The 25,363-nt window shown below is 67.3% G+C and carries 20 protein-coding genes; 3 read left to right on the top strand and 17 right to left on the bottom strand.

What is annotated here, in order from left to right:
* Positions 1-3: 3 nt before the first annotated feature.
* The 5 genes from AC07PZ_RS02695 to AC07PZ_RS02715 form a co-directional block, all read right to left on the bottom strand.
* Entirely contained in the window at positions 4-1,158 is a 1,155-nt protein-coding gene (locus AC07PZ_RS02695; RefSeq protein ID WP_495293461.1) for an acyl-CoA dehydrogenase family protein, read from the bottom strand.
* Positions 1,159-1,189: 31 nt separating this feature from the next.
* Positions 1,190-2,812 (bottom strand): acyl-CoA carboxylase subunit beta, encoded by a 1,623-nt coding sequence (locus AC07PZ_RS02700; RefSeq protein WP_495293462.1) that lies wholly within the window; start codon positions 2,810-2,812, stop codon positions 1,190-1,192.
* 105 nt (positions 2,813-2,917) lie between these two features.
* Entirely contained in the window at positions 2,918-3,784 is an 867-nt protein-coding gene (locus AC07PZ_RS02705) for a phosphatidylglycerol lysyltransferase domain-containing protein (protein WP_495293463.1), read from the bottom strand.
* Entirely contained in the window at positions 3,781-4,590 is an 810-nt protein-coding gene (locus AC07PZ_RS02710) for a TIGR03084 family metal-binding protein (protein ID WP_495293464.1), read from the bottom strand. The genes AC07PZ_RS02705 and AC07PZ_RS02710 overlap by 4 nt, the downstream gene beginning before the upstream one ends.
* Before the next feature lie 41 nt (positions 4,591-4,631).
* A complete protein-coding gene (locus tag AC07PZ_RS02715) occupies positions 4,632-5,807 on the bottom strand; it encodes an acyl-CoA dehydrogenase family protein (protein ID WP_495293465.1) in 1,176 nt (391 codons plus the stop codon).
* Between the two features lie 142 nt (positions 5,808-5,949).
* On the opposite strand from AC07PZ_RS02715, the gene AC07PZ_RS02720 reads away from it, so the two are divergent.
* The gene (locus AC07PZ_RS02720; protein WP_495293466.1) at positions 5,950-7,530 is read left to right on the top strand and encodes a class I adenylate-forming enzyme family protein; all 1,581 of its coding nucleotides are present in this window, start codon (positions 5,950-5,952) and stop codon (positions 7,528-7,530) included.
* Positions 7,531-7,607: 77 nt separating this feature from the next.
* On the top strand, positions 7,608-9,431 hold the full coding sequence (locus AC07PZ_RS02725; RefSeq protein ID WP_495293467.1) for an acyclic terpene utilization AtuA family protein: 1,824 nt from the start codon (positions 7,608-7,610) through the stop codon (positions 9,429-9,431).
* A 72-nt stretch (positions 9,432-9,503) separates the two neighbouring features.
* Here AC07PZ_RS02725 and AC07PZ_RS02730 read toward each other — a convergent pair whose 3' ends face one another.
* The 12 genes from AC07PZ_RS02730 to AC07PZ_RS02785 all read right to left on the bottom strand — a co-directional run bounded on the left by AC07PZ_RS02730 (position 9,504) and on the right by AC07PZ_RS02785 (position 23,069).
* On the bottom strand, positions 9,504-11,003 hold the full coding sequence (locus tag AC07PZ_RS02730) for a sugar ABC transporter ATP-binding protein (RefSeq protein ID WP_495293468.1): 1,500 nt from the start codon (positions 11,001-11,003) through the stop codon (positions 9,504-9,506).
* Positions 11,004-11,019: 16 nt separating this feature from the next.
* Complete coding sequence (locus tag AC07PZ_RS02735) at positions 11,020-12,087, bottom strand: SMP-30/gluconolactonase/LRE family protein (protein ID WP_495293469.1); 1,068 nt, start codon at positions 12,085-12,087, stop codon at positions 11,020-11,022.
* Positions 12,088-12,110: 23 nt separating this feature from the next.
* Positions 12,111-14,231, bottom strand: a complete 2,121-nt coding sequence (locus AC07PZ_RS02740) for an ABC transporter permease (protein ID WP_495293470.1) — start codon at positions 14,229-14,231, stop codon at positions 12,111-12,113.
* A 67-nt stretch (positions 14,232-14,298) separates the two neighbouring features.
* Positions 14,299-15,279, bottom strand: coding sequence for a sugar ABC transporter substrate-binding protein (locus tag AC07PZ_RS02745; RefSeq protein WP_495293471.1), 981 nt, complete (start codon positions 15,277-15,279; stop codon positions 14,299-14,301).
* A 52-nt stretch (positions 15,280-15,331) separates the two neighbouring features.
* Positions 15,332-16,366, bottom strand: coding sequence for an ABC transporter permease (locus AC07PZ_RS02750; RefSeq protein ID WP_495293472.1), 1,035 nt, complete (start codon positions 16,364-16,366; stop codon positions 15,332-15,334).
* 76 nt (positions 16,367-16,442) lie between these two features.
* Entirely contained in the window at positions 16,443-17,195 is a 753-nt protein-coding gene (locus AC07PZ_RS02755; protein WP_495293473.1) for an enoyl-CoA hydratase/isomerase family protein, read from the bottom strand.
* On the bottom strand, positions 17,195-18,427 hold the full coding sequence (locus tag AC07PZ_RS02760; RefSeq protein WP_495293474.1) for a CaiB/BaiF CoA transferase family protein: 1,233 nt from the start codon (positions 18,425-18,427) through the stop codon (positions 17,195-17,197). The genes AC07PZ_RS02755 and AC07PZ_RS02760 overlap by 1 nt, the downstream gene beginning before the upstream one ends.
* The gene (locus tag AC07PZ_RS02765) at positions 18,417-19,136 is read right to left on the bottom strand and encodes an ATP-binding cassette domain-containing protein (RefSeq protein ID WP_495293475.1); all 720 of its coding nucleotides are present in this window, start codon (positions 19,134-19,136) and stop codon (positions 18,417-18,419) included. The genes AC07PZ_RS02760 and AC07PZ_RS02765 overlap by 11 nt, the downstream gene beginning before the upstream one ends.
* The gene (locus tag AC07PZ_RS02770; protein WP_495293476.1) at positions 19,133-19,891 is read right to left on the bottom strand and encodes an ABC transporter ATP-binding protein; all 759 of its coding nucleotides are present in this window, start codon (positions 19,889-19,891) and stop codon (positions 19,133-19,135) included. The genes AC07PZ_RS02765 and AC07PZ_RS02770 overlap by 4 nt, the downstream gene beginning before the upstream one ends.
* The gene (locus tag AC07PZ_RS02775; protein ID WP_495293477.1) at positions 19,888-20,838 is read right to left on the bottom strand and encodes a branched-chain amino acid ABC transporter permease; all 951 of its coding nucleotides are present in this window, start codon (positions 20,836-20,838) and stop codon (positions 19,888-19,890) included. Before AC07PZ_RS02775 ends, AC07PZ_RS02770 begins: the two co-directional genes overlap by 4 nt.
* Positions 20,838-21,743, bottom strand: coding sequence for a branched-chain amino acid ABC transporter permease (locus AC07PZ_RS02780; RefSeq protein WP_495293478.1), 906 nt, complete (start codon positions 21,741-21,743; stop codon positions 20,838-20,840). The genes AC07PZ_RS02775 and AC07PZ_RS02780 overlap by 1 nt, the downstream gene beginning before the upstream one ends.
* A gap of 24 nt (positions 21,744-21,767) precedes the next feature.
* Positions 21,768-23,069 (bottom strand): ABC transporter substrate-binding protein, encoded by a 1,302-nt coding sequence (locus AC07PZ_RS02785; protein WP_495293479.1) that lies wholly within the window; start codon positions 23,067-23,069, stop codon positions 21,768-21,770.
* A 231-nt stretch (positions 23,070-23,300) separates the two neighbouring features.
* Here AC07PZ_RS02785 and AC07PZ_RS02790 point away from each other — a divergent pair, with 231 nt between their 5' ends.
* Entirely contained in the window at positions 23,301-25,358 is a 2,058-nt protein-coding gene (locus tag AC07PZ_RS02790) for a helix-turn-helix domain-containing protein (protein ID WP_495293480.1), read from the top strand.
* Positions 25,359-25,363: the final 5 nt, after the last annotated feature.

Here is a 25,363-nt window from a genome sequence, read left to right on the forward strand (position 1 = left end):
CGTTCAGTGGGCGGACGGAAAGGTGCCCATGAACTTGCTGAGGATCTGGAGCATCACTTCGTCGGCGCCGCCGCCGATCGAGGTCAGCCGGCCGTCGCGGAAGATCCGCGAGATCGGGCTTTCGTCGACGAAGCCCATGCCGCCCCAGAACTGGAGGCAGCCATCGGCCACTTCGCGGATCACGCGGCCCGCCTTGAGCTTGGCCATGGTGGCGGTGCGGGTCGCGTCGTGCCCGGCCACCACCTCTTCCACGCCCTGCCAGCAGAGTGCGCGCAAGGCGGCGACTTCGGTCTGCAGCTCGGCCAGCCGGTAGTGCACCCACTGGTTGTCGAGGATCGAGCGGCCGAACGCACGGCGCTCGCGGGTGTAGCCGATGGTGGTGTCGATGGCGCGCTGCGCCATGCCGACGTTGTTGAGCGCGCCCCAGAGGCGCTCGATCTGGAACTGCTCCATCTGGTAGATGAAGCCCATGCCCTCCTCCCCGATGCGGTAGCGCTGCGGCACCCGCACGTCGTCGAAATGGATCTGCGCGGTGTCCGACGAATGCATGCCCATCTTGCGCAGCTTGCGGGCGACCTCGACGCCTCGGGTCTTCATCGGCACCACGATGAGCGACTTGTTTCGGTGCGCGGCGCCGTCCGACGTATTGGCGAGCACGCAGCAGAAGTCGGCCTGCGTGCCGCTGGTCGTCCACATCTTGCCGCCGTTGATCACGTAGTCGTCGCCGTCCCGGCGGGCCGTGGTCTTGATCGACGCCACGTCGGAGCCACTGCCGACCTCCGACACGCCCAGGCACGCCACGTAGTCGCCACTGATCGCGGGCGCGAGGAACTCCGCCCGCAGTTCGGCACTGCCGCGGTGCGCCAGGGCCGGCGTCGCCATGTCGGTCTGCACGCCGATGGCCATCGGAACACCGCCGCAGTTCATGTGCGCGAGCGTCTCGGCCATCACCGCGCCATACGAGTAGTCGAGCCCGGCGCCGCCGTTCTCGACCGGCTTGGTCAGGCCCAGCATGCCCAGCTCGCCGAGGCGCTTGAAGACCTGGTGTGCCGGAAAGACCTCGGCGCGCTCCCATTCGTCGACATGGGGGTTGACCTCCTTGTCGATGAAGCGCTTGAGCGTGTCGCGCAGGGTGTCGTGTTCGGGTGTGAGTTGCATCGCTTGCCTCGGCTCGTGCGGACCATGCGGCTCAGGGCCGCGCCACGGAGAACTGCATCTTCTGCGGCTGCCGCAGCTCGGCGTCGCGGCAGATCGACAGCACCTTGCCCAGCATTTCGCGCGTGTCGCGCGGGTCGATCACGCCGTCGTCGAGCAGGTGCGCGCTGGTCGTGAAGACGCTCATCTGGCTGTCGAAGCGGTCGACGATGCGGCGTTCCATCTCGGCGAGCTTCTCGCGATCGACCTCGGCGCCCTTGCGCTTCATCGCGGCCTCGGTCACGTTGACCATGGTCTGCGCGGCCTGCTCACCGCCCATGACCGCCGTCTTGGCATTGGGCCAGGAGAAGCAGAAGCGCGGATGGAAGCCGCGGCCGCACATGCCGTAGTTGCCGGCACCGAACGATGCGCCGCAATAGATGGTGATCTGCGGCACGGTGGCGTTGGTCACGGCCTGGATCATCTTGGAGCCGTGCTTGATGATGCCGGCCTCCTCGTAGTCCTTGCCGACCATGAAGCCGGTCGTGTTGTTGAGGTAGAGGATCGGCGTCTTCGACTGGCAGCAGGCCTGGATGAAGTGCGTCGCCTTGGTGGCGCCGGCCGGGTCGATCGGGCCGTTGTTCGTGATCACGCCGAGCGGCATGCCTTCGATCTTGATGTGGCCGACCACCGTGGCGCTGCCGTAGTTCTCGCCGAACTCGAGGAACTCGGAGTCGTCGGCGATGCGCGCGATGACCTGCTTCATGTCGACCGGGCGCTTGTGGTCGATCGGCATGATGCCGAGCAGCTCCTCGGCGTCGTAGCGCGGCGGCTTGAAGCTGCGCACGGGCTCCGCCGGCATGCCGCGGTTCCAGTCGATGTTCGACAGGATCTCGCGCGCCAGGCGGATCGCGTCGCGGTCGTCCTCGGCCAGGTAGTCGCCCAGGCCCGAGATCGCGGTGTGCATCAGTGCGCCACCCAGTTCCTCTTCGGTCGCGATCTCGCCGGTCGCAGCCTTCAGCAGCGGCGGCCCCGCCAGGAAGGCCCGCGAGCGGCCCCGCACCATGATGATGTAGTCGGACAGGCCGGTCTGGTAGGCGCCGCCGGCCGTCGACGAGCCGTGCGTGACCGTCACCACCGGGAGCCCGGCCGCCGAGATCCGCGCGATGTTGCGGAACAGGTTGCCGCCGGTGACGAACTCCTCGACCTTGTAGGTCATCAGGTTCGCGCCGGCGCTCTCCACCAGCTGCACGTAGGGCAGCTTGTTCTCCAGCGCCAGTTCCTGCATGCGCAGTTGCTTGGGAATGCCCATGGGCTGGAGTGCACCGGCGTCGATGCCCGAGTCGGACGCGTTGATCATCACGCGCACGCCGGAGACCCAGCCGATGCCGCCGATCACGCCGCCGCCCGGCACACTCTTGTCGAGGTCGGGGTCGTCCAGCCCGAGCCCCGCCAGCGAGCCGATCTCGATGAAGGGCGTGCCCGGGTCGAGCAGCAGCGACAGGCGCTCGCGCGGCAGCAGCTGCCCGCGCTTCTCGAAGCGTTCGCGGGACTTGCCCGATGTGGCGATGCTGCGCTTCTCGTAGCCGCGTACGCGGTCGATCAGGGCCAGCATGCCGGTGCGATTGGTCTCGAAGGCCTCGCTGCCGGGGGATACGTTCGACTCGATGATTGCCATTGCTGTTGTGCTGCAGGTGCCTGTTGGCGTTCGCGGACTGTGTATGGCTGTCAGCTTAGGCAAAGGCCGGGGAGCGGTCTTGCGCGGACTGGCTGTTGGCGCGGTTCAGGCGCGCAGCGAGATGCGCCACTTCGGCAGCAGCGCCGTCGGCTGGTAGGAACGCTTGCTGCGGCGAAAGCCGGCGATGCCCATGTCCTGCTCGAAGTTCAGCCACTGCACCGGCCGCGGGAAGTGGCGGCAGAAATGCTGGAACATGAAGGGATAGACGCCGACATGGCTGTCCAGGCCTTTCGCGAAGCGCACCGCGAACACGCCGGGCTGCAGTTCCTGGACGAGCAGGAAGGCCACCGGCGATTTGTCGACGTAGTGGACGAAGCCCTCGAACCCGAAACGCGACGCCTGGGCGATGGCCTCGATGCAGGCGCGCTCGTCGGCCTCGCCCTCGGCCTTTTCCTTCTGAGCCATCCAGCCCGCCAGCACCGCCAGCGCGGCGTCTGCCTGCGCCGCGCCGAAGGGCACGGCGTGCGACACGTGACTGGCCAGGAACTGCCGCACCAGATTGCGCTTCTTGGCGAGCGCGCGGCCGGCATAGTCCTCGAAGGTGGACGCGCGGTACAGATAGTCCGAGTCGTCGGCCGAGGCGGACGCGACGAAGCGAGCGGGAAGCGCCCTCAGGTGCCGGGTCGCCACCGGATAGAGGCAGCCGTGCGCCTCGATCAGGTCGCCCAGGGTCGCGGCGGGGAGCTTCGCCACGTCGAAGAGCGGCATGAAGTGGCGCGCGCCATCGTAGGTCCGCCCTGCCACACCGGGCCATTCGCCGGGGACAAAGCGGTAGTCGTGCGCCTGCCGGAACAGGTAGAGGTTGGAGAAGACGTGGTCGGACAGGCACTGCTCGCCGCTGTCGCGGCGAAGCGGCTCCAGCGCCGCCTCGATGCCCGGCTGCAGCGCCAGCGTGATCGCCTGCCCGCTCAATCGACGTACGCCACCTTGCGCACGCCGGGCGCGGGCGCATCCGCCGGGTCGCCGGCAAAGCACTGTGCGATCTGCAGCCAGTCGCGCGCCGCGTCGCCGCTGACGCTCAACGCGGTGTCGGCCAGGTTGCGGCGCTGCGTCACGAGAAGGCAGAAGTCGAGCGCGGAGCCGCGCACCTGCGACGGCGACGCCGGGTCGCCCCACGTCCACAGCGCCGCACCCTGGGGCGCGCGAAGTTCGACGTAGGGAACGACGTCCGGCACCGGCCGCTTGCGGTTGACGAAGCTCCAGCCGAAGGTGGTGACGCCGATGTGCGCGATGTGGCGGAGCCGGTCGCCCGCAGGCCGGCGGCGGCGCACCACGTCCCACACGTCCTGGCCGTGCGCCCATGTCTCCATCAGGCGGGCGGTCGCGAAGGAACGCGCACTCATCGACGGCCCGTACCACGGCAGGCGCGCCTTCGGGTCGAGCGCCGACAGCGCGTCGATCAGCCTGGCCGAGACCGACTCCCAATGCGCCAGCAGCGCAGCGCCGTCGAGCCGCGCATATTTCTCCCGCGCGATGGCGCTGATCTCCCGGCCGGTCGCCAGTTCTGCGAGCAGCCCGGCGGTGTTGGCCGCGAAGGCGCCGGCATCCGTCGCGGACAGCAGGGCCGTCTCGTCGAAGAAGCAGAGGTGCGCGATCTCGTCCCAGGGCGTCCATCCGTAGAACGCGCTCCGCTCGGCCCATTGGGCGGGCGTCAGCGTGCGCGCCAGGTCGGCGAGTTGGGCGTATTCGGCACGCAGGTCATCGGTCGTCTGTTGCATCGTGGTCTTCTTCTTTGAGCTGCCATTCGCTGGCGGTCCGGCTAGACGCCGAGCTGCCGTGCGGCAAGGTCCTTCATGACTTCCTCCGAGCCGCCGCCGATCATCATCACCTTCACTTCGCGATAGATGCGTTCGCTGCGCGTGCCCCGCATGAAGCCCATGCCGCCCAGCAGCTGCACCGCCTGGTCGGCACAGAACTGCATGGCCTGCGTCGCCTGCACCTTGGCGAGGCAGACGCGCGCGACCAGTTGCGCGGGGCGCGCCAGGCCGTGCTCGATGCGATAGGCCAGGTCGTAGAGCAGCGCCCTCGCCGGGTCGATGCGCAGCGTCATGTCCATGAGCTTGTGGCGCACCACCTGCCGCTCCGACAGGGTGCTGCCGGAGAGCGTGCGCTGGCGCGTCCAGTCCAGCGCCTCCTGCAGGCACACCTCCGCGTAGCCGCAGGCGAGCGCCGACATGAACAGGCGCTCGCTGTTGAAGTTGTTCATGAAGGTCTTGAAGCCCTTGTTCTCCTCGCCCACGAGATTGGCCACCGGCACGCGGCAGTTGTCGAAGCGCAGGTGCGCGGTGTCCGAGCTCCACCAGCCCATCTTCTTGAGCGCGGTGCGCGACAGGCCGGGCGTGTCGCCGTCGATGAGCAGCACCGAGATGCCGCCCGCCCCCTTGATCGCGGGATCGGTCCGCACGGCGGTGGTGATGAAGTCCGCGCGCATGCCCGAGGTGATGAAGGTCTTCTCGCCGTTGACCACATAGAAGTCGCCGTCGCGAATGGCGGTGGTGCGCAGGTTGGCGACGTCCGATCCGCCCGAAGGCTCCGTGACCGCGAGCGCGGCGATCCTGTCGCCGGCCAGCACCGGCGGAATCACCCTGCGCTTGATCTCGTCGCTGCCCGCCTTGAGGATCGGCGGCAAGGCGATGCTGTGCGAATTGAGCGACGCCTGGACGCCGCCACCGCCGCAGCGCGCGAACTCCTCGGCCACGATGAGCTGATAGAAGATGTCCGCCGGCGTGCCGCCGTACTCCTCGGGATAGCCCAGCCCCTGCACGCCGAGTTCCGCCACCCGGCCGTAGAGCGCCCGCGGGAAGGTCTCGGCCTCGTCCCACTCATTGACGTGCGGCGTGATCTCGCGCGCGATGAAGTCGCGCAAGCTGGCGCGGAACTGCTCGTGCTCGGGGCTGAAATAGAAGGGAAGCGGCGGCGCTTCGAGAAATTCCATGCGGGGCTCCTTGGTCCCGCACGAGGTTAGCGACGGCCACCGGACGGGTCTTGCGCGAACTGGCTGCGAACAGCGACTTCACGCAAGCCAGGCGCGCGCCCATTTCATAGGCTGTGCGGCTCCCCACCCCAGCCTCCGAGCCATGCCCGCCTCAGCCCACGCCACTTCGACCGCCGCATCGCCCGGCGCACCGCACGGCCTTCTGCATGCGGCGCTGCAGCATGCCGCGGCATCGCACCCGGAAGTCGTCGCCTACATCGACGGCGACCGGCGCTTCTCCTTCGCGGACATGGAAGCCGCGAGCCGGCGGCTGGCAACGGCGATGCTGCAACGCGGCCTGGGGCGGGGCGACCGCATCGCGGTTCTCTCGCACAACCAGGTCGAATGGCTGCAGATCTTCTTCGCCGCGGCGCGCATCGGCGCGGCGGTGGTCGCCCTGAGCCCGCGCTACCGCGATGCCGAGATCGCCTTCATGCTGTCCGACAGCCAGTCGAAGGCCGTCTTCGTGACGAGCCGCATCGACGGCTTCGAGTTCCTGCCGATGCTCGATCGCATGGCCGCGACACTGCCCGAACTCCGCCATGTGGTCGCCATCGACGGCGACGCGTTCGCCGGCATGGCGGGCACGCCGGCCGACGGCGCGGCGCTGGCCGAGGCGGCGCTGGCCGTGCAGCCAGCCGACCTGGCGATGGTCATCTACACGTCGGGCACCACCGGCCGGCCCAAGGGCTGCGCGCTGACGCACGCCAGCCTGCTCGCCTCGGCGGGCGGACAGTTCCACCACACGCGGACACGCCCTGGCGACCTGGTGCAGCTCGCCAACCCGTTCAATCACGTGGGTGGCATCACCTGCGGCATCCTGGCGCAACTGCTCGCCGGCGGGAGCTGCGAGCTGGTGCCGGTCTTCAAGGCGAAGACGGTGCTCGACATGATCCGCCGGCATCCGCCGGCCATCCTCATCGGCGTGCCGACGATGATGACGCTGCTGCTCATGCATCCGGAGTCGGCCGAGGTCGACCTGAGTTCGGTGCGGCTGATCATCACCGGCGGATCGAACGTCGATGCCACGCTGCTCGCGCACCTGCAGCGGCGCATGCCCGCCGCCACCATCATGAATCTGTACGGGCTCTCCGAAGCGTCGGGCGCACTCGTGATGACGCCATGGCACTGCAGCGACGACGACCTGATGCAGAGCATCGGCACCACGCTGTACGGTGCGCAGGTCCGCGTGATCGGGCCCGGCGGCGACGAGCTGCCGGCCGGCGAGATCGGCGAACTGCAGTTCAAGGGACTCGGCGTGGTGCGCGACTACATCGGCGCCGCGGCGAGCCAGGGCGCGTTCGACGGCGGCTGGCTGCGCACCGGCGACCTGGGGCGCGTGGACGCTCGCGGCTTCATCACGCTGAAGGGCCGGATGAAGGACATGTACATCCAGGGAGGATTCAACGTCTACCCCGCCGAGGTGGAGGCGTTGATCGCGACCCATCCGTCGGTGGTGATGGTCGCGGGCATCGGCGTGGCCGACCCCGTGCTGGGAGAAGTGGGCCGTTATTTCATCGTCGCGAAGGCCGGCAGCCAGCTCACGGCGGACGACGTGATCGCGCACTGCGCGGGGCACATCGCCGACTACAAGATGCCGCGCCAGGTGGTGCTGCGCGACGAGCTGCCGCTGACCCCGGCCGGCAAGATCCACAAGGCGCAACTGCGCGCCGAAGGCACCTGAGGACAGCGCATCGTCAGCGAGTCGGCGCAAGCGTTGGGGCCGTCGCCTGGATAAGCTGGCCTGCGCAGAGGACACCTATGACAGACACATCAAGCACAACGGGCCGCACCGTGCGCATCGGCGGCGCATCGGGATTCTGGGGCGACAGCATGGTCGCCGCGCCGCAACTGGTGAAGGGAGGCCGGCTCGACTACCTCGTCTTCGACTACCTGGCGGAGACGACGATGTCGATCCTCGCATCGGCACGCGCCAAGAACCCCGACATGGGCTACGCCACCGACTTCGTCGACATCGCGATGAAGTCGGTGCTCGCGGAGGTCAAACGCCAGGGCATCAAGGTGGTGAGCAATGCGGGCGGCATCAACCCGCACGGCTGCGCCGCCGCATTGAAGGCGCTGGCGGAGGCCCAGGGTGTGTCGCTGCGCATCGCCGTGATCGAGGGCGACGACGTGAGCCCGCGGATGCCCGAGCTGCGCGAGCGCGGCGTGCGCGACATGTTCACCGGCGAAGCCCTGCCCGAGAAGGTCCTGAGCGCCAACGCCTATCTCGGCGCGGCGCCGATCGCCGCGGCGCTGGCGGCGGGCGCCGACGTGGTGATCACCGGCCGCTGCGTGGACAGCGCCGTCACGCTGGGCCCGCTGATGCACGAGTTCGGATGGCGCAGCGGCGACCACGACCTGCTGGCGTCGGGCAGCCTGGCCGGTCACATCATCGAATGCGGCTGCCAGGCCACGGGCGGGCTCCACACCGACTGGGAAGACATACCCGACTGGGCGCACATCGGCTACCCGATCGTCGAATGCCATGCCGACGGCAGCTTCGTCGTGACCAAGCCGGAAGGCACCGGTGGCAAGGTGATCAGCGCCAACGTGGCCGAACAGATGCTCTACGAGATCGGCGACCCCGGCGCCTACCTGCTGCCCGACGTGAGCTGCGACTTTCGCGACGTGACGATCGAGCAGGTGGGGGAAAACCGCGTGCGCGTCAGCCCCGCCAGGGGCCGTGCGCCGACGCCGCACTACAAGGTGTCCGCCACGCAGCTCGACGGATTCCGCTGCGCCGGCAGCATGGTGATGATCGGCATCGACGCGGAGAAGAAGGCGCGCCGGACGGCCGAGGCCATCATCGAACGCACGAGCGGCATCCTGCGCGAGAGCGGCCTGCCGCCGTTCACCTCGACCTACATCGAAGTGATCGGGTCCGAGACGCTCTACGGCCCGCATGCACGGACGCGCAACGTGCGCGAGGTGATGATGCGCGTGGTCGCCAACCATCCGCAGAAGGCGGCGCTCGCGATGTTCGCGCGCGAGATCGCTCCGTCGGGCACCTCGTGGGCGCCCGGCACCACCAGCCCCGGCGGCGGCCGGCCGGCGGTGTCGCCGCTGATCAAGCCCTTCTCGTTCCTGCTCGACAAGCGCGCCCTGCAGCCGGTCTTCGTGATCGACGGTGAGCGGCATGCGGTGCGCATCGCGCCCGGCGCCGCCGATGCGCCCTCGCCCGCGGCGCCGCAACCCGAGGCATGGACGGGCGACAGCGGCGAAGTCCTCGAAGAGGTGCGGCTCATCGAACTGGCCTACGGCCGCAGCGGTGACAAGGGCAACATCTCCAACATCGGGCTCATCGCGCGCCGCCCCGAGTGGCTGCCGCTGCTGTGGGACCGGCTGAAGCCGGAAGTGGTCGAAGCCTATTTCGCGCACCTGCCAGCGGGCAAGGTCACGCGCTTCCACCTGCCTGGCACCGCCTCGATGAACCTGCTGGTGCACGACGCGCTCGACGGCGGCGGACCGTCTTCGATGCGCATGGATCCGCTCGGAAAAGGCATGGCGCAGATGCTGCTGGACATGACGATCTCCGTGCCGCGCAGCGTGGCACGCGCGGCCGCCGTGCGCAGCACGGGCTGAATCGGGCGCGCCGATCGTATGCCCGTCGGCGGCGCGAGCCGATGGCGGTCTGCCACCTCACTCCGCCACCGCTCAGTGAACGGCGGCATACATGATCTTCTTCTCCTCCGCATCTTCCGGCGAGAACTCCTCCACCACGCGACCTTGCCGGGTCACCAGGATGCGATCGGACAGGCTCAGGATTTCAGGCAGATAGGACGAGATCACCATCACCGCCATGCCGTCATCGGCGAGCCGATGGATCAACTGGTGGATCTCGGCGATGGCGCCCACGTCCACGCCGCGCGTCGGCTCGTCGAAGATCACCAGCCGGGGCGCCTGCACCAGCGACTTGGCGATCACGACCTTCTGCTGATTGCCGCCCGACAACTCGATCACCTTGGCATCGCTGCTGATCGCCTTGATGCCCAGGGTCTTGCGCCACTCGTTCGCAAGCACCTGCATGTCTTCGTAGCGCACGAACATGACCGGCTTGTCGGTCGAGGCCAGGCGTCCGCTGTAGATGTTCTCGGCAATCGACATCGTCTCGAAGAAGCCTTCGAGCTTGCGGTCTTCGGTCACGTAGACGATGCCGTCCCGGACGGCGGGCCGCGGCGTCCGGTACCGAACGGGCTGGCCGTCGAGATGGATCTCGCCACCGTGCAGGAAGTCCCGCTTGGCGACGCCCGCGATGATCTTCGCCGTCTCGGTCCGTCCCGAGCCGATCAGGCCGAACATGCCGGTGATCTGCCCCGCATAGAGCGAGAACGCGTTGTTCTTCACGATCGTTCCCATGGACAGGTTCTGCACGCTCAGCACCTTCGCGCCGCGCGGCCGGCGCCGCCGCGCCGTCCGGTCCTGGCCATAGAGCTCGTCGGACAGCACCCGGCCCACCATCGCCTGGATGACCGAGTCGCGGTCCATCAGACTGGCGTCTTCCGTGACGACGTGCTCGCCGTCGCGCAGGATCGTGATGCGGTCCGCAATCATCAGCGCCTCTTCGAGCGCGTGCGAGATGAAGACGATCGACACGCCGTCCGCCTTGAGTCGGCGGACCAGTCCGAAGAAGTGGTGCTTCTCTTCCGGCGTCAGCGTGGCGGTCGGCTCGTCGAAGATGATCAGCCGCGCGTCGTGCTGAACGGCCCGCGCGATCTCCACCATCTGCCGTTGCGCCGCGCCGAGTGTCGAGACGAGGCGGGTCGGATCGACATTGAAGTTCAGCCGCTGCAGGAACTGCTGGGCCGCGATGTACAGGCCGCGCAATCTGTTGAAGAACGGTTCATCGCCCAGGTAGAGGTTCTGCGCGACCGTCAACGACGGCACCAGGCTCGTCTCCTGGAAGACCATCGCGATGCCGTGGCGCAGCGCCTCGTTTGGCGTCGCAAACGTGATCGGCTTCCCTTCCAGAACGATCTGTCCGCTCGACGGCTGCACCGCGCCGGCCAGGATCTTGGTCAGCGTCGACTTGCCGGCACCGTTCTCCCCGAGCAGCGCGTGCACCTCGCCGCGCCGGACGGAGAACGAGACATCCCGCACGGCATGCGCGCCGCGGTAGTCCTTGCCGATATTCTTCAGCTCGATGAAGTTGTCCATGGCTTCGATCTCCGGGTCAAACGGGCAATGCGACGATCTCGTCGCCACCCTGGCTGCAGGCATAGAGTCGACCATCGAGCTCCACCGTACTCGTCACCCCGTGCCGGCGTCCATCGGCTCGGCTGTGTGCGCTCCATTGCGGCTGGAAGTCCGCATCGAGCTTGCAGACCAGGCCATAGGAGCGCGTCGGTGCCCAGGGCTTGAGCATGCCCATCGACTTGATGGCGCCGCCCTGCATCGGCTCCCGGAAGTCGCGCCCCGACGAGAGCGCCGGCGCGACCCAGTAGCGCTCCTCGATCTCGGCCATCATGCGTTCCCGGTACTCCCGCTCGCGCAGGACGAACTCCACCAACTGGCTGCGCGGCGCGAAGAGACAGAGCCAGTAGCCGCCATCGGCCGCCGGCGACAGTCGCGATGGATAGCCCGGCAGGTCGTCCAGCAGCACGGTCCGGTTTCCGTTCGCGCCGATCTTGACCAGGCGGTGGGCCCAGGCCTCGCTCACCACGAGCGCGCCATCGCGATGGAGGGCGACGCCGGCCGGATAGGCAAGACCCGACGCCAACTTCTTCGCCTCGCCCGTGCCGATGTCGAGTCGCCACACGCTGCCGCTCGACTCGCTTCGCAGAAGGTCGGCGCGCCATTGATCCGGACGATGCCGGCTCGAACCATCCGTCACGATCAGGGTCCGGTCATCGACCGCGGCCATCGCAGTGGGGCAACGGACGGACTGGAGCGCCGTGGCGGCTTCAGGCTGGACGGCGCCCGGATGGCCGATGGAATGAACGCGGCCATGGGCCGAGATCGCGACCGCGCGACCGTCCGGCATGGACGCCATGGCACAGACATCGCCATCGAGCCGGCCCTCGCTGGCGACCGGCCCGCCTTTCACGCCCACCGCGTACAGGTCCGGACCGCTGCTGAAAAAAAGTTGGTCGCCGAAGCGCACCAGGTTGTCCGGCCGCACGGCCTGTGCCACGCGCGCCGCCCGGTCGAGCATGTTGTTGGGCTGGAGCGCGCCATCCATGGGCGGCACGGTGACCGCGTGCCGGCCGCGTCCGAGGACGCGATCGAGAATGGACGTCATGAGTCCTGTCGCATGGATGTCGTTCATTGCGCGCCCCAATAGCTCTTCTGGCCAGTCCAGTGCGGATCGGCATCCGGCAGCTTCAGCCTGCCGATGCGGTTGTTGAGCAGCCCGCCGAGATAGAGATAGCCTTCGTGCTCGCGCATCGAGGTGATCATCGGATGGTTCTCTCCGCCGAGGTCCCAGAGCGACTCCAGCACGTCGCCTCGCTCGTTGAACTTCACGACGCATCCGGTGTTGATGTTGGGGAAGATCAGTTCCTGCGGTGACACGCGCCGGGCCATCCGCTTGCGGAAACCCGGCATGCGCAGCGACAGGTCCATCGACGGCGTGCGCATGCCGACCAGTGCGACCCAGAACGTGCCGTCCGAGGCGCGGTTGATGTTGTCGGGATATCCGGGCAGATCGTCGATGACGCGTTCCAGCTTGCCGGCTTTGGGGCCCGCAAACCAGTAGCGGTTGATGCGGCATGCCCATGTCTCCGCGAAGAAGAAGGACTCGCCGTCGTGCGCCATGCAGACGCCGTTCGGGAAGATCAGGTTGCGGATGACGGTGCGCGTCTTTCCCGACGCCGGGTCGTAGCAGATGATGCGGCCGTTGCCGCGGCTCTCGAGCGCGTCGTAGGCCCAGTTGTGCATCTCGTACCGGACCGTGGCCTCGCTGAAGAACACGCGGCCATCGGGCGCCACGTCGAGGTCGTCCGCCAGCTTGAGGCGGGAGTCGTCGATGACGGACCATGTCGTGCGGTTGGTCTCGTCGGTCAGCCGACGCACTTCCCGGTCCGGCGAGATGCTGTACAGCCCCATCCCTGCAATGCACACCAGCAGTGAACCGGCGCGGTCGAAGGCGAGCCCCAGCGGATGGCCGCCGACGTGCGCGAACACCTCCATCCGTTGATGGTCGGGTCCGAAGAACCTGACGATGTCGCCATGGCGAGTGCCGGTGTAGAGATTGCCTTGCGCATCGAAGATCACGTCTTCGGGCCCCTCGACCTGCCCCAGCCCGATCAGCTCGACCTCCCTCAACCTGTCATTCACCGCATAGGGCGACGTGGCGCTCTCATCGGTGGCCGGACAGTCCGGCAGCGCCAGATAGGCCGGCGACACATAGACCTTCGCGAGGAGCTTGTGCTTGTTCTTGAGCCACCGGACATCGATGCCGATCGCGGCGAGCAGGATCAGTCCGAGTGCCAGCGAGCCCGCGCCACTCTGAAAGCCGATGCGGACCAGGCCGTTCGTGATCAGCAGCACGATCACGGCGCCCATCAGCGCCTTCACGACCGAGCCGCGCCCACCGCCCAGGCTGTTCCCGCCGACGACCGCGGCGGTCAGCGCCATGATCTCGAGCCCGACCCCGGTGTCCGAGCCCGCGCTGCCCAGGCGTGCGGCATACATCAAGCCCGCCACGCCGCACAGCGCGCCGGAACCGACGTAGGTCAGGCAGATGGTTCGACGCACGGGAATGCCGACGTTGTAGGCCGACTTGCGCGAGCCGCCGATGGCCATGATGTGCCAGCCCGGCCGGGTCCGGCTCAGGAAGACGTGCGCCCCCACTGCGAAGGCGATCGCGAGGCAGACGCTGAACGGCAGGCCGAGAATCGATCCGATGCCGATGAAGTCCCAGGCCGCCGATTCGGGAATATGGGTGGAGATGTCCACGGCGTGCGCAAGCAACAGCATGTCGACGACCGCGCGGACGATGATCAGCATGACGAGCGTGGTCAGGAAAGCCCGCAATCGCAGATAGCCGATCAGGACGCCATTGATCAACCCGACGCCCGCGCAGACCAGCATGACGGCCGGGACGACCACGAAGGTCGGCCAGCCCACGACGTTCATCAGCAGCAGGCCGACGAGGTTGCCCAGCGCGAAGTTGGAGCCCACGCTCAGATCGATGCCGCCGGCGAGCATCACGATCATCATCGCGAAGACCACGAACGAGAACTCGCCGAGCTGCCTGCTCGAATCGCTCAGGTTCGCAGCGCCGAAGAAGTTCGGGATCAGGCCTCCGAAGACCAGGAAGACGATGACCAATGCCACGAATGGCACGGCGTTGTCGATCCAGTTCTTGGACAGGACCTCACCGACGACATGGTCCGGGACGTACTTGTACCGCCATCGGGCGACGGCATGGGAAATTGACATGACGGGCTTCTCCTGAGAACGGCCCGGTGGTCGGCGGGCCGTTCGACTGACGGACTGACTGGCTTGCTTACTTCTTCTTGTAGTCGTCGAGGTTCCAGCACGAGTCGCCGCGCAGGTTCGCCTTGGTGATGACGGTGACCGTTGTCACCCGCGAGATGTCCGTCGCAGGCCTTCCGCTGGTGGTGAGCAAGGTCTTGATGACTTTCACCAGCTCGTCGGACTGCTGCTTGACGTCATAGGTCATGTAGGCGCTGAAGTTGCCGTTGGCGATGTTCGCGCAACCGGTTTTCGCGGCACCGCCGTTGGTCGTGAGAAAGACCTGGTCCTGCTTCTTGGCCTCGCGGATCGCCGCGGCCGTGCCGGTGTCCTGTCCGTCCCAGAAGCCGATGACGCCGCACAGGTCGGCGTTCTGCTTGAGTGCGGTGTCGGTCACGGCGCGCGCCTTGGACGCGTCCCAGTCTGCGGCCTGGTTGGAGACGACCTTGATCTCGGGGTGCTTGGCCAGCACGTTCTGCACGCCCTTCATCTGGTAGCTGCTGGCCGCCGCGGTCAGCACGCCCTGGACGATGCTGATCTTGCCGGACTTGCCCGAGCCGGTGCCGCACTTCTGGACGACGGCATTGGCCATGGCCTCGCCGATGCCCACCCAGTCGGCGCCCACGAAGGCACTCGTGTTGGCGGACGAGCGCATGTTCACCTGGACGACCCGGATACCGGCGTCTTCCGCGCGCTTCAGCAGCCGTGCATAGGACTGGATGTCGGGGTTCTGCACCAGCAGCACGTCAGGCTTCTCGCTGATCAACGAGGTGATCGCCTGGGCGCCCGCGTCGGTACTCCAGTTCGGATCGCGGACGACGATCTTCACGCCGAGTGGCTCGAGTTGCTGCCGGATCATGGCGTTCCAGCCATCGGTCAGGTCGTAGCCCAGCGACGTGGGAACGAACGCGACCGTCTTGCCCTTCAACGCTGCATCGTCCGCATGAGCGGTGCAGACGATGCCGGCCGCGATGGCCACTGTCAGGCCGAGTCTGAGAAATCTGCTTGTCATGGTTTGTCTCCTTCTTCGAATGTGCGTGGACGCACGGGTTGGCTGCACTGAACTAGATATCTCCCTGCTGGGCGGTCTGCTCGTCACGCGGATTGATCAGGCTGTCGAACACCAATGCGCCGAGAAGAATGGCGCTCTTGATGACGTTCTGCACCGTGTACTGCACGTCGAGGATCGTCATCCCGTTGAGCAGGATGCCGATCAGCACGGTGCCCACGAGCACATTGCGCACGCCGCCCTTGCCGCCACTGAGTCCGATGCCGCCGAGAACGACGACCAGGATGACGTCGTAGATCATTGTTGAGTTGACGATGCGCGTGTTCATGCTTCCCACCGATGCGGCGGTGATGATTCCGGCGACGAAGCCGATGCACGAAGCGATGGCGTACTGCAGCACGACGATCGGGCGCACCGGAATGCCCGTCATCCGGGCCGCCAGGTAGTTGTCGCCCATCGTGTAGATGTATCGCCCGGTGCGGGTGAATCGAAGAAACAGCGCCGCTGCGGCTGCCACGGCCAGCAGGAAGACGACGGGCAGCGGAACGCCCGCGACCTCGCCCTGGCCCATGCGGGTGAACCAGGCGGCGTTCTCGGGCACATAGACGACGTCGAGCGGTATCAGCTTGAGCCGGCCGAGTCCATAGACGAAGGTCCCCATCGCCAGGGTGGAGAACAGCGCCGGTATCTCCACATACGCGACCAGCACGCCATTGACCACGCCCAGCATCACCGCAAAGCCGAGTCCCACCAGCAGCGCGGTGCCCATCGGCATGCCGCTGTTGGCAAGCGCCAGGGTCCACGCCACGGAGATGGCCATGATGGCCACGAGCGAGAGATCGATGCCGCGGCCGATGACGACCAGCGCCATCGCGAGTCCGAGGATGCCCAGCACGGCCACGCTGCGAACCAGCGCGAGCAGATTCTCCCGGGAGGCGAATCCCGTGAGGAACAGGCTGAATCCGAGGAAGAGAATGGCCGCCAGCAGCAAGACGATGCGCTCCTGGGTGAACCAGCCGGCCCTCAGGAACGATGGCCCGGCCCCGGGCGCGGCCGCCTCGGTGTTCTTCGATGCGTCACTTGTCTTCATGTGCGGCTCGATTCATTTCTCTGGATGATTCGGTGTCGTCGGGTGGGGATGCAGGAAGGCCGGCTTCAAGCCGGCTCTACTTGGTTCTGGCCATGAAGCGCCGCAGACCTTCCCTGGCTTCGTCCGAGGTGAAGGCGCGCTGGCCGAGAAGCGCTTCCTGGCGGAATGCCTCGTCGAAAGGAAGATGCCCCAGCGTCAGCGCGGCCTCCTTGATGACCTCGACCGCCACAGCCCCTTTGGCCGCGATGCCGCGCGCATAGGCCAATGCCACCGCATCGAGTTCGCTCGGCGGAACCACCCGATTGAGCAGCCCCATTTCGGCCAGGCGCTTCGCCGGGAAGCGCTCGGCCGTGAGCATCAATTCCATCGCGAACGCATAGGGGATCTGGCGGGCGAGCCGCACCAGCGTGCCGCCCGCCGGCGCAAAACCCATCGACGCCTCGGGGAAGGCGAACACCGCCGTCTCGGAGGCGACCCGGATGTCGGCGGCCAGCATGATCTCGAAGCCGCCGCCCATGCACAGGCCGTTCACCGCGGCGACCACCGGCTTGTAGAAGCCGTTCTGCTTGATGTGGGCGCCGTCCCATTCGGAAATGTCGAAGCGCCCTTCCGCCAATGCCGGAATCGATTCCGTGAGATCGGCGCCCACGCAGAAGGCCCGCTCGCCGCTGCCGCAGAGAAGCACGACGCGCACGGCCGGGTCGGCCTGCGCGCTCGCGAAGGCGCGGCCGAGTTCGTCGTACATCGCCAGCGTGAGCGCGTTCAGCTTCTCGGGCCGGTCGATGCGGACCGTCGCGATGCCATCCTCGACCTGGTAGACGATGCCCATCAGATCACCCCGTCCGAGAGATGCCGCGCGTAGTCGGCGGCGCTGAGTCCCAGCCAATCCTTCAGGACGACCTCGTTGTGCTCGCCGAAAGCCGGCGCCGATCCGGTCGCACGGGCCGGCGTCTTCGACAGCTTCATCGGCGTGCCGAACGCCTGCACGCTCGTGCCGTCGATCTCGACCGGCACGACCATGTCGCGTGCTTTCAAATGGGGGTCGGCGACGACGTCCGCGATGGTCTTGATGGGCGTCATCGGAATCACGTCGCCCGCCATCGCCTCGAGTTCCGCCTTGGTATGACCGGCGCACCAGCGGCGCACGATGGGCTCGACGCGGCGCGCGTACGTGGCCTCGTCGAAGCGTTTCTCCATGGTGTCGATCTCGGGGTCGTTCACCAGCTCGGGCTCGCCGAAGATCCGGCAGGCTTCACGCCAGAACTTGTCCGTGTAGGCGCCGAAGAACACGAACCCGTCCTTGCACGCGTACTGGCCGTAGGGCCGCACGAAGGGATGGTCGTTGCCCAACGGCTCGCCGATCTTCCCGGCCACGGTGTAGTTGACGATCGCGTGCTCGGTGAGCGTCATCACCGAGTCCTGCTGCGCCACGTCCACCAGTTGGCCCTGGCCGGTCTTCTTCGCATGGATGAGCGCGGCCAGCGCGGCGATCGCCGCGTAGAACGATGCGGACAGGTCGCCGATGATGGTGCCCACGCGCAGCGGCGAGCCGCCCTTCTCGCCGTTGAGGGACCACAGGCCGCCGGTTGCCTGCGCGCTGTTGTCGTAGGCCGGGCGGCGCGAGTTCGGCCCGGACTGCCCGAACCCGCTGATCGACACGTACACGAGCCGTGGATTGACCTTGAGCAATTCCTCGTGCCCGAGACCCATGCGGTCCATCGTGCCCGGCCTGAAGTTCTCGACGATGAGGTCGGCCTTGCCGGCCAGCTCCCGCAGCAGCGACTTGCCGGCCTCGGTCTTGAGGTCGATGCTGACGCCGAGCTTGTGGCGGTTGTATTGCGCGAAGAAGGCGCTGGCCTTGCCCGTCTCACCGTCCACGAAGGGCGGAAACGTGCGGACGTAGTCGGGTTCGGACGGGTTCTCCACCTTGATGACCGTCGCGCCCAGGTCGGCCAGCATCATGGTGCAGTAAGGTCCGGCGACCACACGGGTGATGTCGATGATCACGACGCCACGCAAGGGCCCGTCGCCCAACGGCAGGTTCTTCATCTCAGAGTCCACTTGTCTTTTCTCCAGTGCGGCATTCGCCGCTTGTTTCATTCGGTCCGTGTCCCACGGACAGCACGCTGCCTCTCTCGATGTAGAGCGTTTCGTTCTGCACACCATCGAGCAAGGCGGCGTTCGACTCGGTGACGATCACCGAGAGATCGGGATGCGTCGTCCGCAGGGAAATCAACGACTCGCCGTACTGCCGCGCCAGCGCCGGCGCCAGGCCCTGGAAGGGCTCGTCGAGCAGCACGAAGCGGGTGCCGACCATCAGCGCCCGTGCCAGCGCGACGATCTTTCCCTGGCCGCCCGACAGCGCGGCGCCCGAGCGCGGCAGCATCGGCTTGAGCTGGGGCACGGCGGCGAGCACGGACGCCATGCGCCGGGCGATCTCCGCCTTCGACACGCCGAGCACGTCGCACGGAAGCGCCACGTTCTCGGCCACCGTGAGCGTCGGCAGGATCACGCGGTCTTCCGGCGCATAGCCGAACCCCGCGGCGGCCCGCTGATGGGCCGGCTGGTGCGTGATGTCGGCGGCGTCCAGCAGCACGCGGCCGGACCGCGGCTTGACGAGGCCCATGAGGGTGCGCAGCAACGTCGTCTTGCCGGCACCGTTGCGGCCGACGACGGCGACGGTCCTTCCCGCCGGGAACGCGACATTGACGTCGCGCAGAACGGCATGGCCGGCGAGATCGACGTGGACTGATTCGAGCCGGAAGGTCATTTCATCCCCAGTACTTCGCGCCGGATCACGGTGTTCGCGAACACCTCCTCGGGCGTGCCGTCGGCCGCGATGCGTCCGTCGATCCAGGCGGCCACCCGCGTGGCGTAGGCCATCACGATGTCGACGTCGTGCTCGACGAACCAGCTCGTGACCTCGCGCTCCTGCAGTGCGCGCATGAGCGTCTTCATGACGCCGTGCTTGTCCTCGGCCGCGACGCCGCTGGTGGGCTCGTCCATGATGACGAGGCGAGGCTCCAGCATCAACGCGATGGCCACGTCCAGCAGCTTGCGGTGGCCTTCCGGCAGCACGGTGACCGGCTCGCCCGCAAAGGGCGTGAGCTCGACCAGCTCGAGCATCTCGGCGACGGCCCGCTGGTTGGCGGTGCGCGACATCGGCAGGAAGCGCGACAGCTTTCCCGCATGGCCGACCGACCCGAGTTCCAGACATTCCCGGACCGTGTGTTCGAGAAACAGCTGGGGCAACTGGAAGGAGCGCCCCACGCCGAGGCGTGCGATCTGCCGCGGGCCCACCGAGGTGATGTCCCGGCCGTTGAAATGGATCCTGCCGCTGGTCGGCTTGATGTAGCCCGTGCAGATGTTGATGAAGGTGGTCTTGCCCGCACCGTTGGCACCGATCACCGCGAGACGCTCGCCGCGCTTCAGTTCGAAGTCGATGTTGTCGGCGACCGTGATGCCGCCGAACTTCAGCATCAGGCCTTCGGTGCGCAGCAGCGGCTCGTTCAGGTTGGCGCTCATGCCTCGCCCTTTCGCAGCGGCGCCTTGCGGCGGAGCCAGCCGATCAGTCCGTTGGGCGCGAAGAAGATCACCGCGATCAGCGTCGACCCCAGCAGGATCTGCCAGGCATTCGTGAAGTAGGCGGCCGCCACGAGCTTGATGACCTCGAAGACGGCCGCGCCGAGAAACGCGCCCACGGCATGCCCCGCACCGCCGAGGATGGCGATGAAGACGTACTCGCCGGAACGGATCCAGTAGCCGCTCTCGGGCGTGACCAGGCCCTGCACCAGCGCGAGCAACGCACCCGCGAGGCCGACCAGCCCGGCCGACAGGACGTAGCCCTCGGCGAGCGCGAGGCGCGCCGAGACGCCGATGTATTCGAGGCGGGTCTCGTTGGTCTTGATGGCGGCCATGACCTGGCCTGCGGCCGAGTCGAAGTAGCGCTGCACGAGGCAGATGACGAGCACGGCCAGTGCCAGGGTGATCAGCAGCATCGCCAGTTCGAACTGGCCGCGCTCCAGCACCATGCCCAGCACCGAAGGCCGCTCGAAGCGCAGGCCGTCGGTTCCGCCGGTCCAGGTGTAGAGCTTGCCGACCAGGGAGAACAGGACCATCGAGATGCCGAGGTTCAGCATGCCGAAGAAGATGCCGCGATAGCGCGACAGGAACGCCGCTGCGAGCACACCCACCAGGATGCTGGCCAGCGTGCCCGCGAGAAGCATCACGATCGCGTCCGCGGCCGGAAAGCCGCGCGCGACGAACGCGGCGGCATAGCCGCCGATGGCGGCGTACATCGCATGGCCGAACGACACCTGGCCTGCACGCATCAGCACGGTCAGGCCCAGCGCGGCCATGCCGAAGCAGAGAAAGGTGATGGCGGGCACGCGCGTCCAGGGCAAGGCGATGCCGAGCGCCACGATGACGGCAGCCACGCAGGCGATGCCCGCGATGAGTCGGGTGAACGTCATCAGATCCTCCGCGCGGTGGCGACCGTGAAGAGACCGTGCGGACGCACCAGCAGGACGACGACCATCATCAGGTAGGGCATGACGACTTCGAGTTCGGGCAGGGTGTAGACGGCGATCGATCGCGCGAGGCCGATCAGCACCGCCGCGACGAGTGCGCCGGTGATCTGGCCGAGGCCCGCCGTGGCGATGACGGCGAAGGACGTGACGATCATCTCGGCGCCGAGCCCGGGCACGAACGAGGTCATCGGCACCGACAGCGCGCCGCCCAGCGCGCCGAGCGTTCCCGCCAGCGCGAAGGTCAAGGTGCCGACGCGCGCCGCGTTGATGCCCAGCGCGGTCGCCACCTCCCGGTTGTGGATGATGGCCACGATCTGCTTGCCGGCAACGGAATGCCGCAGCAGGAACTGCAGCGAGACATAGGCGACCAATGCGATGGCGGGCACCAGCATCAGCTGGTAGTTCATGAAGGTGACGCCGAGGAACTCGGACGTGCCGAGCCGGGTCGCGATCTCGCCGGCGTTGACCGGCGTCGCGCCCCAGACCATGCGCTGCACGTCTTCGAGCACCATGAACGCAGCGAAGGTCACGAGCAATTGCAGGATCGGATCCCGGTCCTGGAAGTGGCGCAGCAGAAAGCGCTCGAGCACGGCGCCGAGTGCGCCACCCACGATGACCGAGGTGACGAAGAGCGACAAGACCAGGACCAGCGTCGACTGCGTGTGCGGCATGAGCCACGCCACCACGCTCGCCGCGCTGTACCCGCCGATGGCATAGAGACTCCCGTGCGCCACGTTGATGACGCCGAAGACGCCGCAGATCAGCGTCAGGCCCAGGGAGATCAGGAACAACAGGCCCGCATAGGACAGCCCGTCCACCGCCGCCAACAGGATCAGGTTCAGATTCATCGATTGCAGGCCTTCGACCCGTCCTCAGTTGCCGACGCGCTGGATCAGCTTGCTGTCGAGGAGCGACGGCTTCAGCGTCTTCACCCAGTCGGCGGACTTCTGGCCGACGGGCGCGGCCACCAGTTCGGCGGGGTAGTACGTGAGCTGGCCGACCATCGGGAACGGCTGTGCGGGGTCGTTCCGGGTCACGCCGTAGAGCTGGCCCTGCAGCGCCTGACCGTCCTCGCGCAGCTTGATGGGACGCGAGAGCCCGCGGTATTCGAGCTTCTGCAGCGTCGCGACGAGCTGGTCGGTGGTCGGCCATTGGCCCTTGTTCGACGCGATCGCCTGCCGGTAGGCGCCGGTGGCGGCCTTCAGCGCCTGGATCATGTGATAGACGGCGAAGTTGGGATAGGCGCCCGTCTGCTTCTTGAACTTCTGCACGAACGCGCTCGTCTCCGGGTCCTTGGCGAATTCGGGATCGCCGAAATAGCCGTCGCCCACGAACCCGACGATCACGCCGGGCGGCACGGCATTGCCGAGTCTCTCGAGCGACGAATCGGCCAGTGGCAGGATGAATTGCGAGGACTTGAGCAGGCCGCGCTGGGACGACTGGCGCAGGAAGGTGTCGAGATCGCCGCCCCATGCGGTCGACAGAACCACGTCGGGCCTGAGCGCCTGCAGGCGGGTGACTTCGGTGGAGAAGTCCGGTGCGCCGAACTTGGGGAACATCTCCGCCACGACCTTCACGTCGGGACGCAGCGCGGCCAGGGTGTTCCTGAAGATCTCCCAGGAGTCGCGGCCCCAGGCGTAGTCCTGGTTCACGACGGCGATCGTCTTGAAGTCCGGCTTGACCTTCAGCAGGTGCAGCACGGCGGACACCATCTCCATGGTGCCGTTCGGCCCGGTCCTGAAGACGTACTTGTAGCGGCGTTCCTCGAGCACCTTCTCGGTGGAGCATTCCCACAGGATGTTGACGACCTTCAGGTCTTCGGCCACCGGTGCGAGTGCATTGCAATAGCCGCTGGAGATGGCCGAGAGCATCAGCTTCTCGCCCGGCTCCTGCGCCAGGCGGCGGTATTCGGACAGGAACTTGTCCGCGCCCTGGCCTTCGTCGATCCATGTCGGCTTGAGCTTCACGCCGTCGATGCCGCCGGCAGCGTTGAAGTCCTCGATCCACATGTCGGCCGCTGCCTTGGCCGGCGCGCCCAGCACGGCCGCGGGACCGGTCATGAAGGTGCTCATGCCGAGCTTGAGTTCGGCGGGCTTGGCGGACTGGGCGACGGCCGTTGCCGCGACGGCGAGCAGGGCGAGGCCCATCGCCAGAATTCTGGTGAGTCGTTTCACTTCGTTGTCTCCTGAGATGCGCCGGGCATCGTTTATGGGAATGTGTGAATGGTCTGCGTATCGGCACGCCGAACCAATGTGCGCAGCGCCCACCGAAGCGGCTTCTTTATGGAGACATCGCACAGGGCACCGGGTCCGCCGGACCGGGACTCGGGTTTTCACTGAGCGATTCGATGCACACGCGCCCTCGCCTTCGGCACAGTAGGCGGATCGACGACAGGAGACCAAGAGATGCAAGCCGACGAGACGCACGTGATCCGCGCATGGAGCACCAGCGCCGCAGACACACCGACCCCCTTGACGCTGTACGCGAGCGCGCTGCAGTCGGAACTGCTGGAGATGCTCCAGCGCAATGCCGGCCTGGCGGAGTTCACCGGCATGCTGACGCGGGTCGAGGCCAGCATGCACGAGCCCGCGCACCGCGAGCTGCTGCTCGGCAACATCCGCGCCGCCATCGCCGTGCGCCAGCAGCAGGCCGACCAGTTGAGGCGCGAGAAGGGACTGCTCGTCGTGCTCGAGACCGCGCAGGACCTGACCGCGATCCGCGACCTCGAACTCGTGCTGCAGGCCATCGTCCGCCGCGCGCGGCAGATCTTCGCGTCGGACATCGGCTACCTCACCAACTTCGACCGGGTGCGCAACGACTTCTACATCCGCGCCACGGATGGTGCGATCTCGGAGCGCTTCAAGAATGTGCGCGTGCCGCCCGACCACGGCATCTGCGGCTACGTGCTCAAGCACAAGACGCCCTACCACTCCACCAGCTACCTGAACGACGAGGGCTTCACCCACGAACAGGGCATCGACCTGGCGATCAGGGACGAAGGCGTCCTGTCGCTGCTGGGCGCGCCGCTGATGATCGGCAACCACTGCATCGGCGTGCTGTGCATCTGCGACCGGCAGGTGCGACGGCATGCGCCGTGGGAGGTGTCGATGCTGGCAACGCTGGCTGCGCAGGCGTCGATCGCGATCGAGAACGCGCGCCTGTTCCAGGAAGCCCAGGTCGCCTTGCAGCGTGCCAGCGAGGCGAATCAGCTGCTGCACCGCCAGGCCAAGGAGATCGAGGTCGCCGCCGAGGCACACGAGCGGATGACCAAGCTCGTGGCGCAGGGCTGCACCGCGGGGGACATCCTCGCCATGATCGCGTCCATGCTCGACGGCCAGGTCGCGCTGCTGGACGAGGCCGAGCAATGGGTCCAGGCCGCCGCGGGCACCGCGCTCCACACGGACCGCATGGACCGCCCGGACCGCATGGACGAGGGGCTGGCACCGCTGCTTCGCCGGATCGAAGTGCAGGACGCGGTGCACAGGGCGCTGAGCGAGAGCCGGCTGGCCGGCGGGTCACGGCTCGCCGCGATCCAGGCCGGCCCGGTCCTGCGGGTGGCCGCGCTGATGGGCGCAGACCGGCTGCTGGGCGCCATCGTCATCCTGAAGGACAGGGACATGACGGAGACGCAGGTCCGCATCTTCGAGCGCGGCGCGCTGGTGGCCGGCGTCGTGCTGCTGTCGCAGGAGCGCAGCGAGCTGGCCGTGAGCAGCGAGGCGGCGGCGGCGATCCGCTCGCTGGTCAGCTGGCAGCAGGAGAACGTGGCCGCGCTCCAGGCGCGGGTGCAGCCGCACGGCATCGACCTCCATGCGCCGCTGCGGATGCTGGTGATGAGCGTGGACGGCAGGCACATCGAGTACACGCTGCGCCGCGTGCGCTCGTCGCTGCCGCGCGGCGTCCTGATGGAGGAATGCGAAGGCCTCATCGTCGCGATCGCGGCGGCCGACCTGTTCGCGCCCTTGAAGGCGGCGATCGAGTCCACCTTGCTGGGCGACGCACGGATCGACATGGTCTGCGTGACGTCGGCCGTGATCCCGCGCGCCGACATGCTGCCGCGGCACTTCGGGTCGCTCAAGCGGGGCGTGGACGTGCTGCGCGCACTCGGTCGAACGCACGAACTCGTGACGGAAGAATCGCTGTCGATGTACGCCCTGCTGTTCGAGCAGCGGCAGGCCGGCGAGCTGGCCTCGTTCATCGAAGCCAATGCCGGCGCGTTGCTGGAACAGGACCGCCGTCGCAAGTCGGATCTCTGCGCGACGCTGCTGGCTTACTTCGAGCATGCGCAGAACGCGAAGCCGACGGCCGACTCGCTGAAGATCCACGTCAACACGCTGCGGCAGCGCCTGGAGACCATCGACGAACTGCTGGGCGACTGGCGCTCGGGCGGCCGCGCGCTCGAACTGCACATGGCCTTGCGGATGCAGATGCTGCGCAGCCAGCTGACGCCGCAGGCCCAGGCCTGACTCCG

This window comes from Variovorax sp. GW821-FHT10B04 (assembly GCF_059415645.1).

Bases quoted from the DNA above. Each gene is read 5' to 3' on its own strand.
- AC07PZ_RS02695 (WP_495293461.1), bottom strand. From the start codon at position 1,158: ATGCAACTCACACCCGAACACGACACCCTGCGCGACACGCTCAAGCGC.
- AC07PZ_RS02700 (WP_495293462.1), bottom strand. From the start codon at position 2,812: ATGGCAATCATCGAGTCGAACGTATCCCCCGGCAGCGAGGCCTTCGAG.
- AC07PZ_RS02710 (WP_495293464.1), bottom strand. From the start codon at position 4,590: ATGCAACAGACGACCGATGACCTGCGTGCCGAATACGCCCAACTCGCC.
- AC07PZ_RS02715 (WP_495293465.1), bottom strand. From the start codon at position 5,807: ATGGAATTTCTCGAAGCGCCGCCGCTTCCCTTCTATTTCAGCCCCGAG.
- AC07PZ_RS02720 (WP_495293466.1), top strand. From the start codon at position 5,950: ATGCCCGCCTCAGCCCACGCCACTTCGACCGCCGCATCGCCCGGCGCA.
- AC07PZ_RS02725 (WP_495293467.1), top strand. From the start codon at position 7,608: ATGACAGACACATCAAGCACAACGGGCCGCACCGTGCGCATCGGCGGC.
- AC07PZ_RS02730 (WP_495293468.1), bottom strand. From the start codon at position 11,003: ATGGACAACTTCATCGAGCTGAAGAATATCGGCAAGGACTACCGCGGC.
- AC07PZ_RS02735 (WP_495293469.1), bottom strand. From the start codon at position 12,087: ATGACGTCCATTCTCGATCGCGTCCTCGGACGCGGCCGGCACGCGGTC.
- AC07PZ_RS02740 (WP_495293470.1), bottom strand. From the start codon at position 14,231: ATGTCAATTTCCCATGCCGTCGCCCGATGGCGGTACAAGTACGTCCCG.
- AC07PZ_RS02745 (WP_495293471.1), bottom strand. From the start codon at position 15,279: ATGACAAGCAGATTTCTCAGACTCGGCCTGACAGTGGCCATCGCGGCC.
- AC07PZ_RS02750 (WP_495293472.1), bottom strand. From the start codon at position 16,366: ATGAAGACAAGTGACGCATCGAAGAACACCGAGGCGGCCGCGCCCGGG.
- AC07PZ_RS02755 (WP_495293473.1), bottom strand. From the start codon at position 17,195: ATGGGCATCGTCTACCAGGTCGAGGATGGCATCGCGACGGTCCGCATC.
- AC07PZ_RS02765 (WP_495293475.1), bottom strand. From the start codon at position 19,136: ATGACCTTCCGGCTCGAATCAGTCCACGTCGATCTCGCCGGCCATGCC.
- AC07PZ_RS02770 (WP_495293476.1), bottom strand. From the start codon at position 19,891: ATGAGCGCCAACCTGAACGAGCCGCTGCTGCGCACCGAAGGCCTGATG.
- AC07PZ_RS02775 (WP_495293477.1), bottom strand. From the start codon at position 20,838: ATGACGTTCACCCGACTCATCGCGGGCATCGCCTGCGTGGCTGCCGTC.
- AC07PZ_RS02780 (WP_495293478.1), bottom strand. From the start codon at position 21,743: ATGAATCTGAACCTGATCCTGTTGGCGGCGGTGGACGGGCTGTCCTAT.
- AC07PZ_RS02790 (WP_495293480.1), top strand. From the start codon at position 23,301: ATGCAAGCCGACGAGACGCACGTGATCCGCGCATGGAGCACCAGCGCC.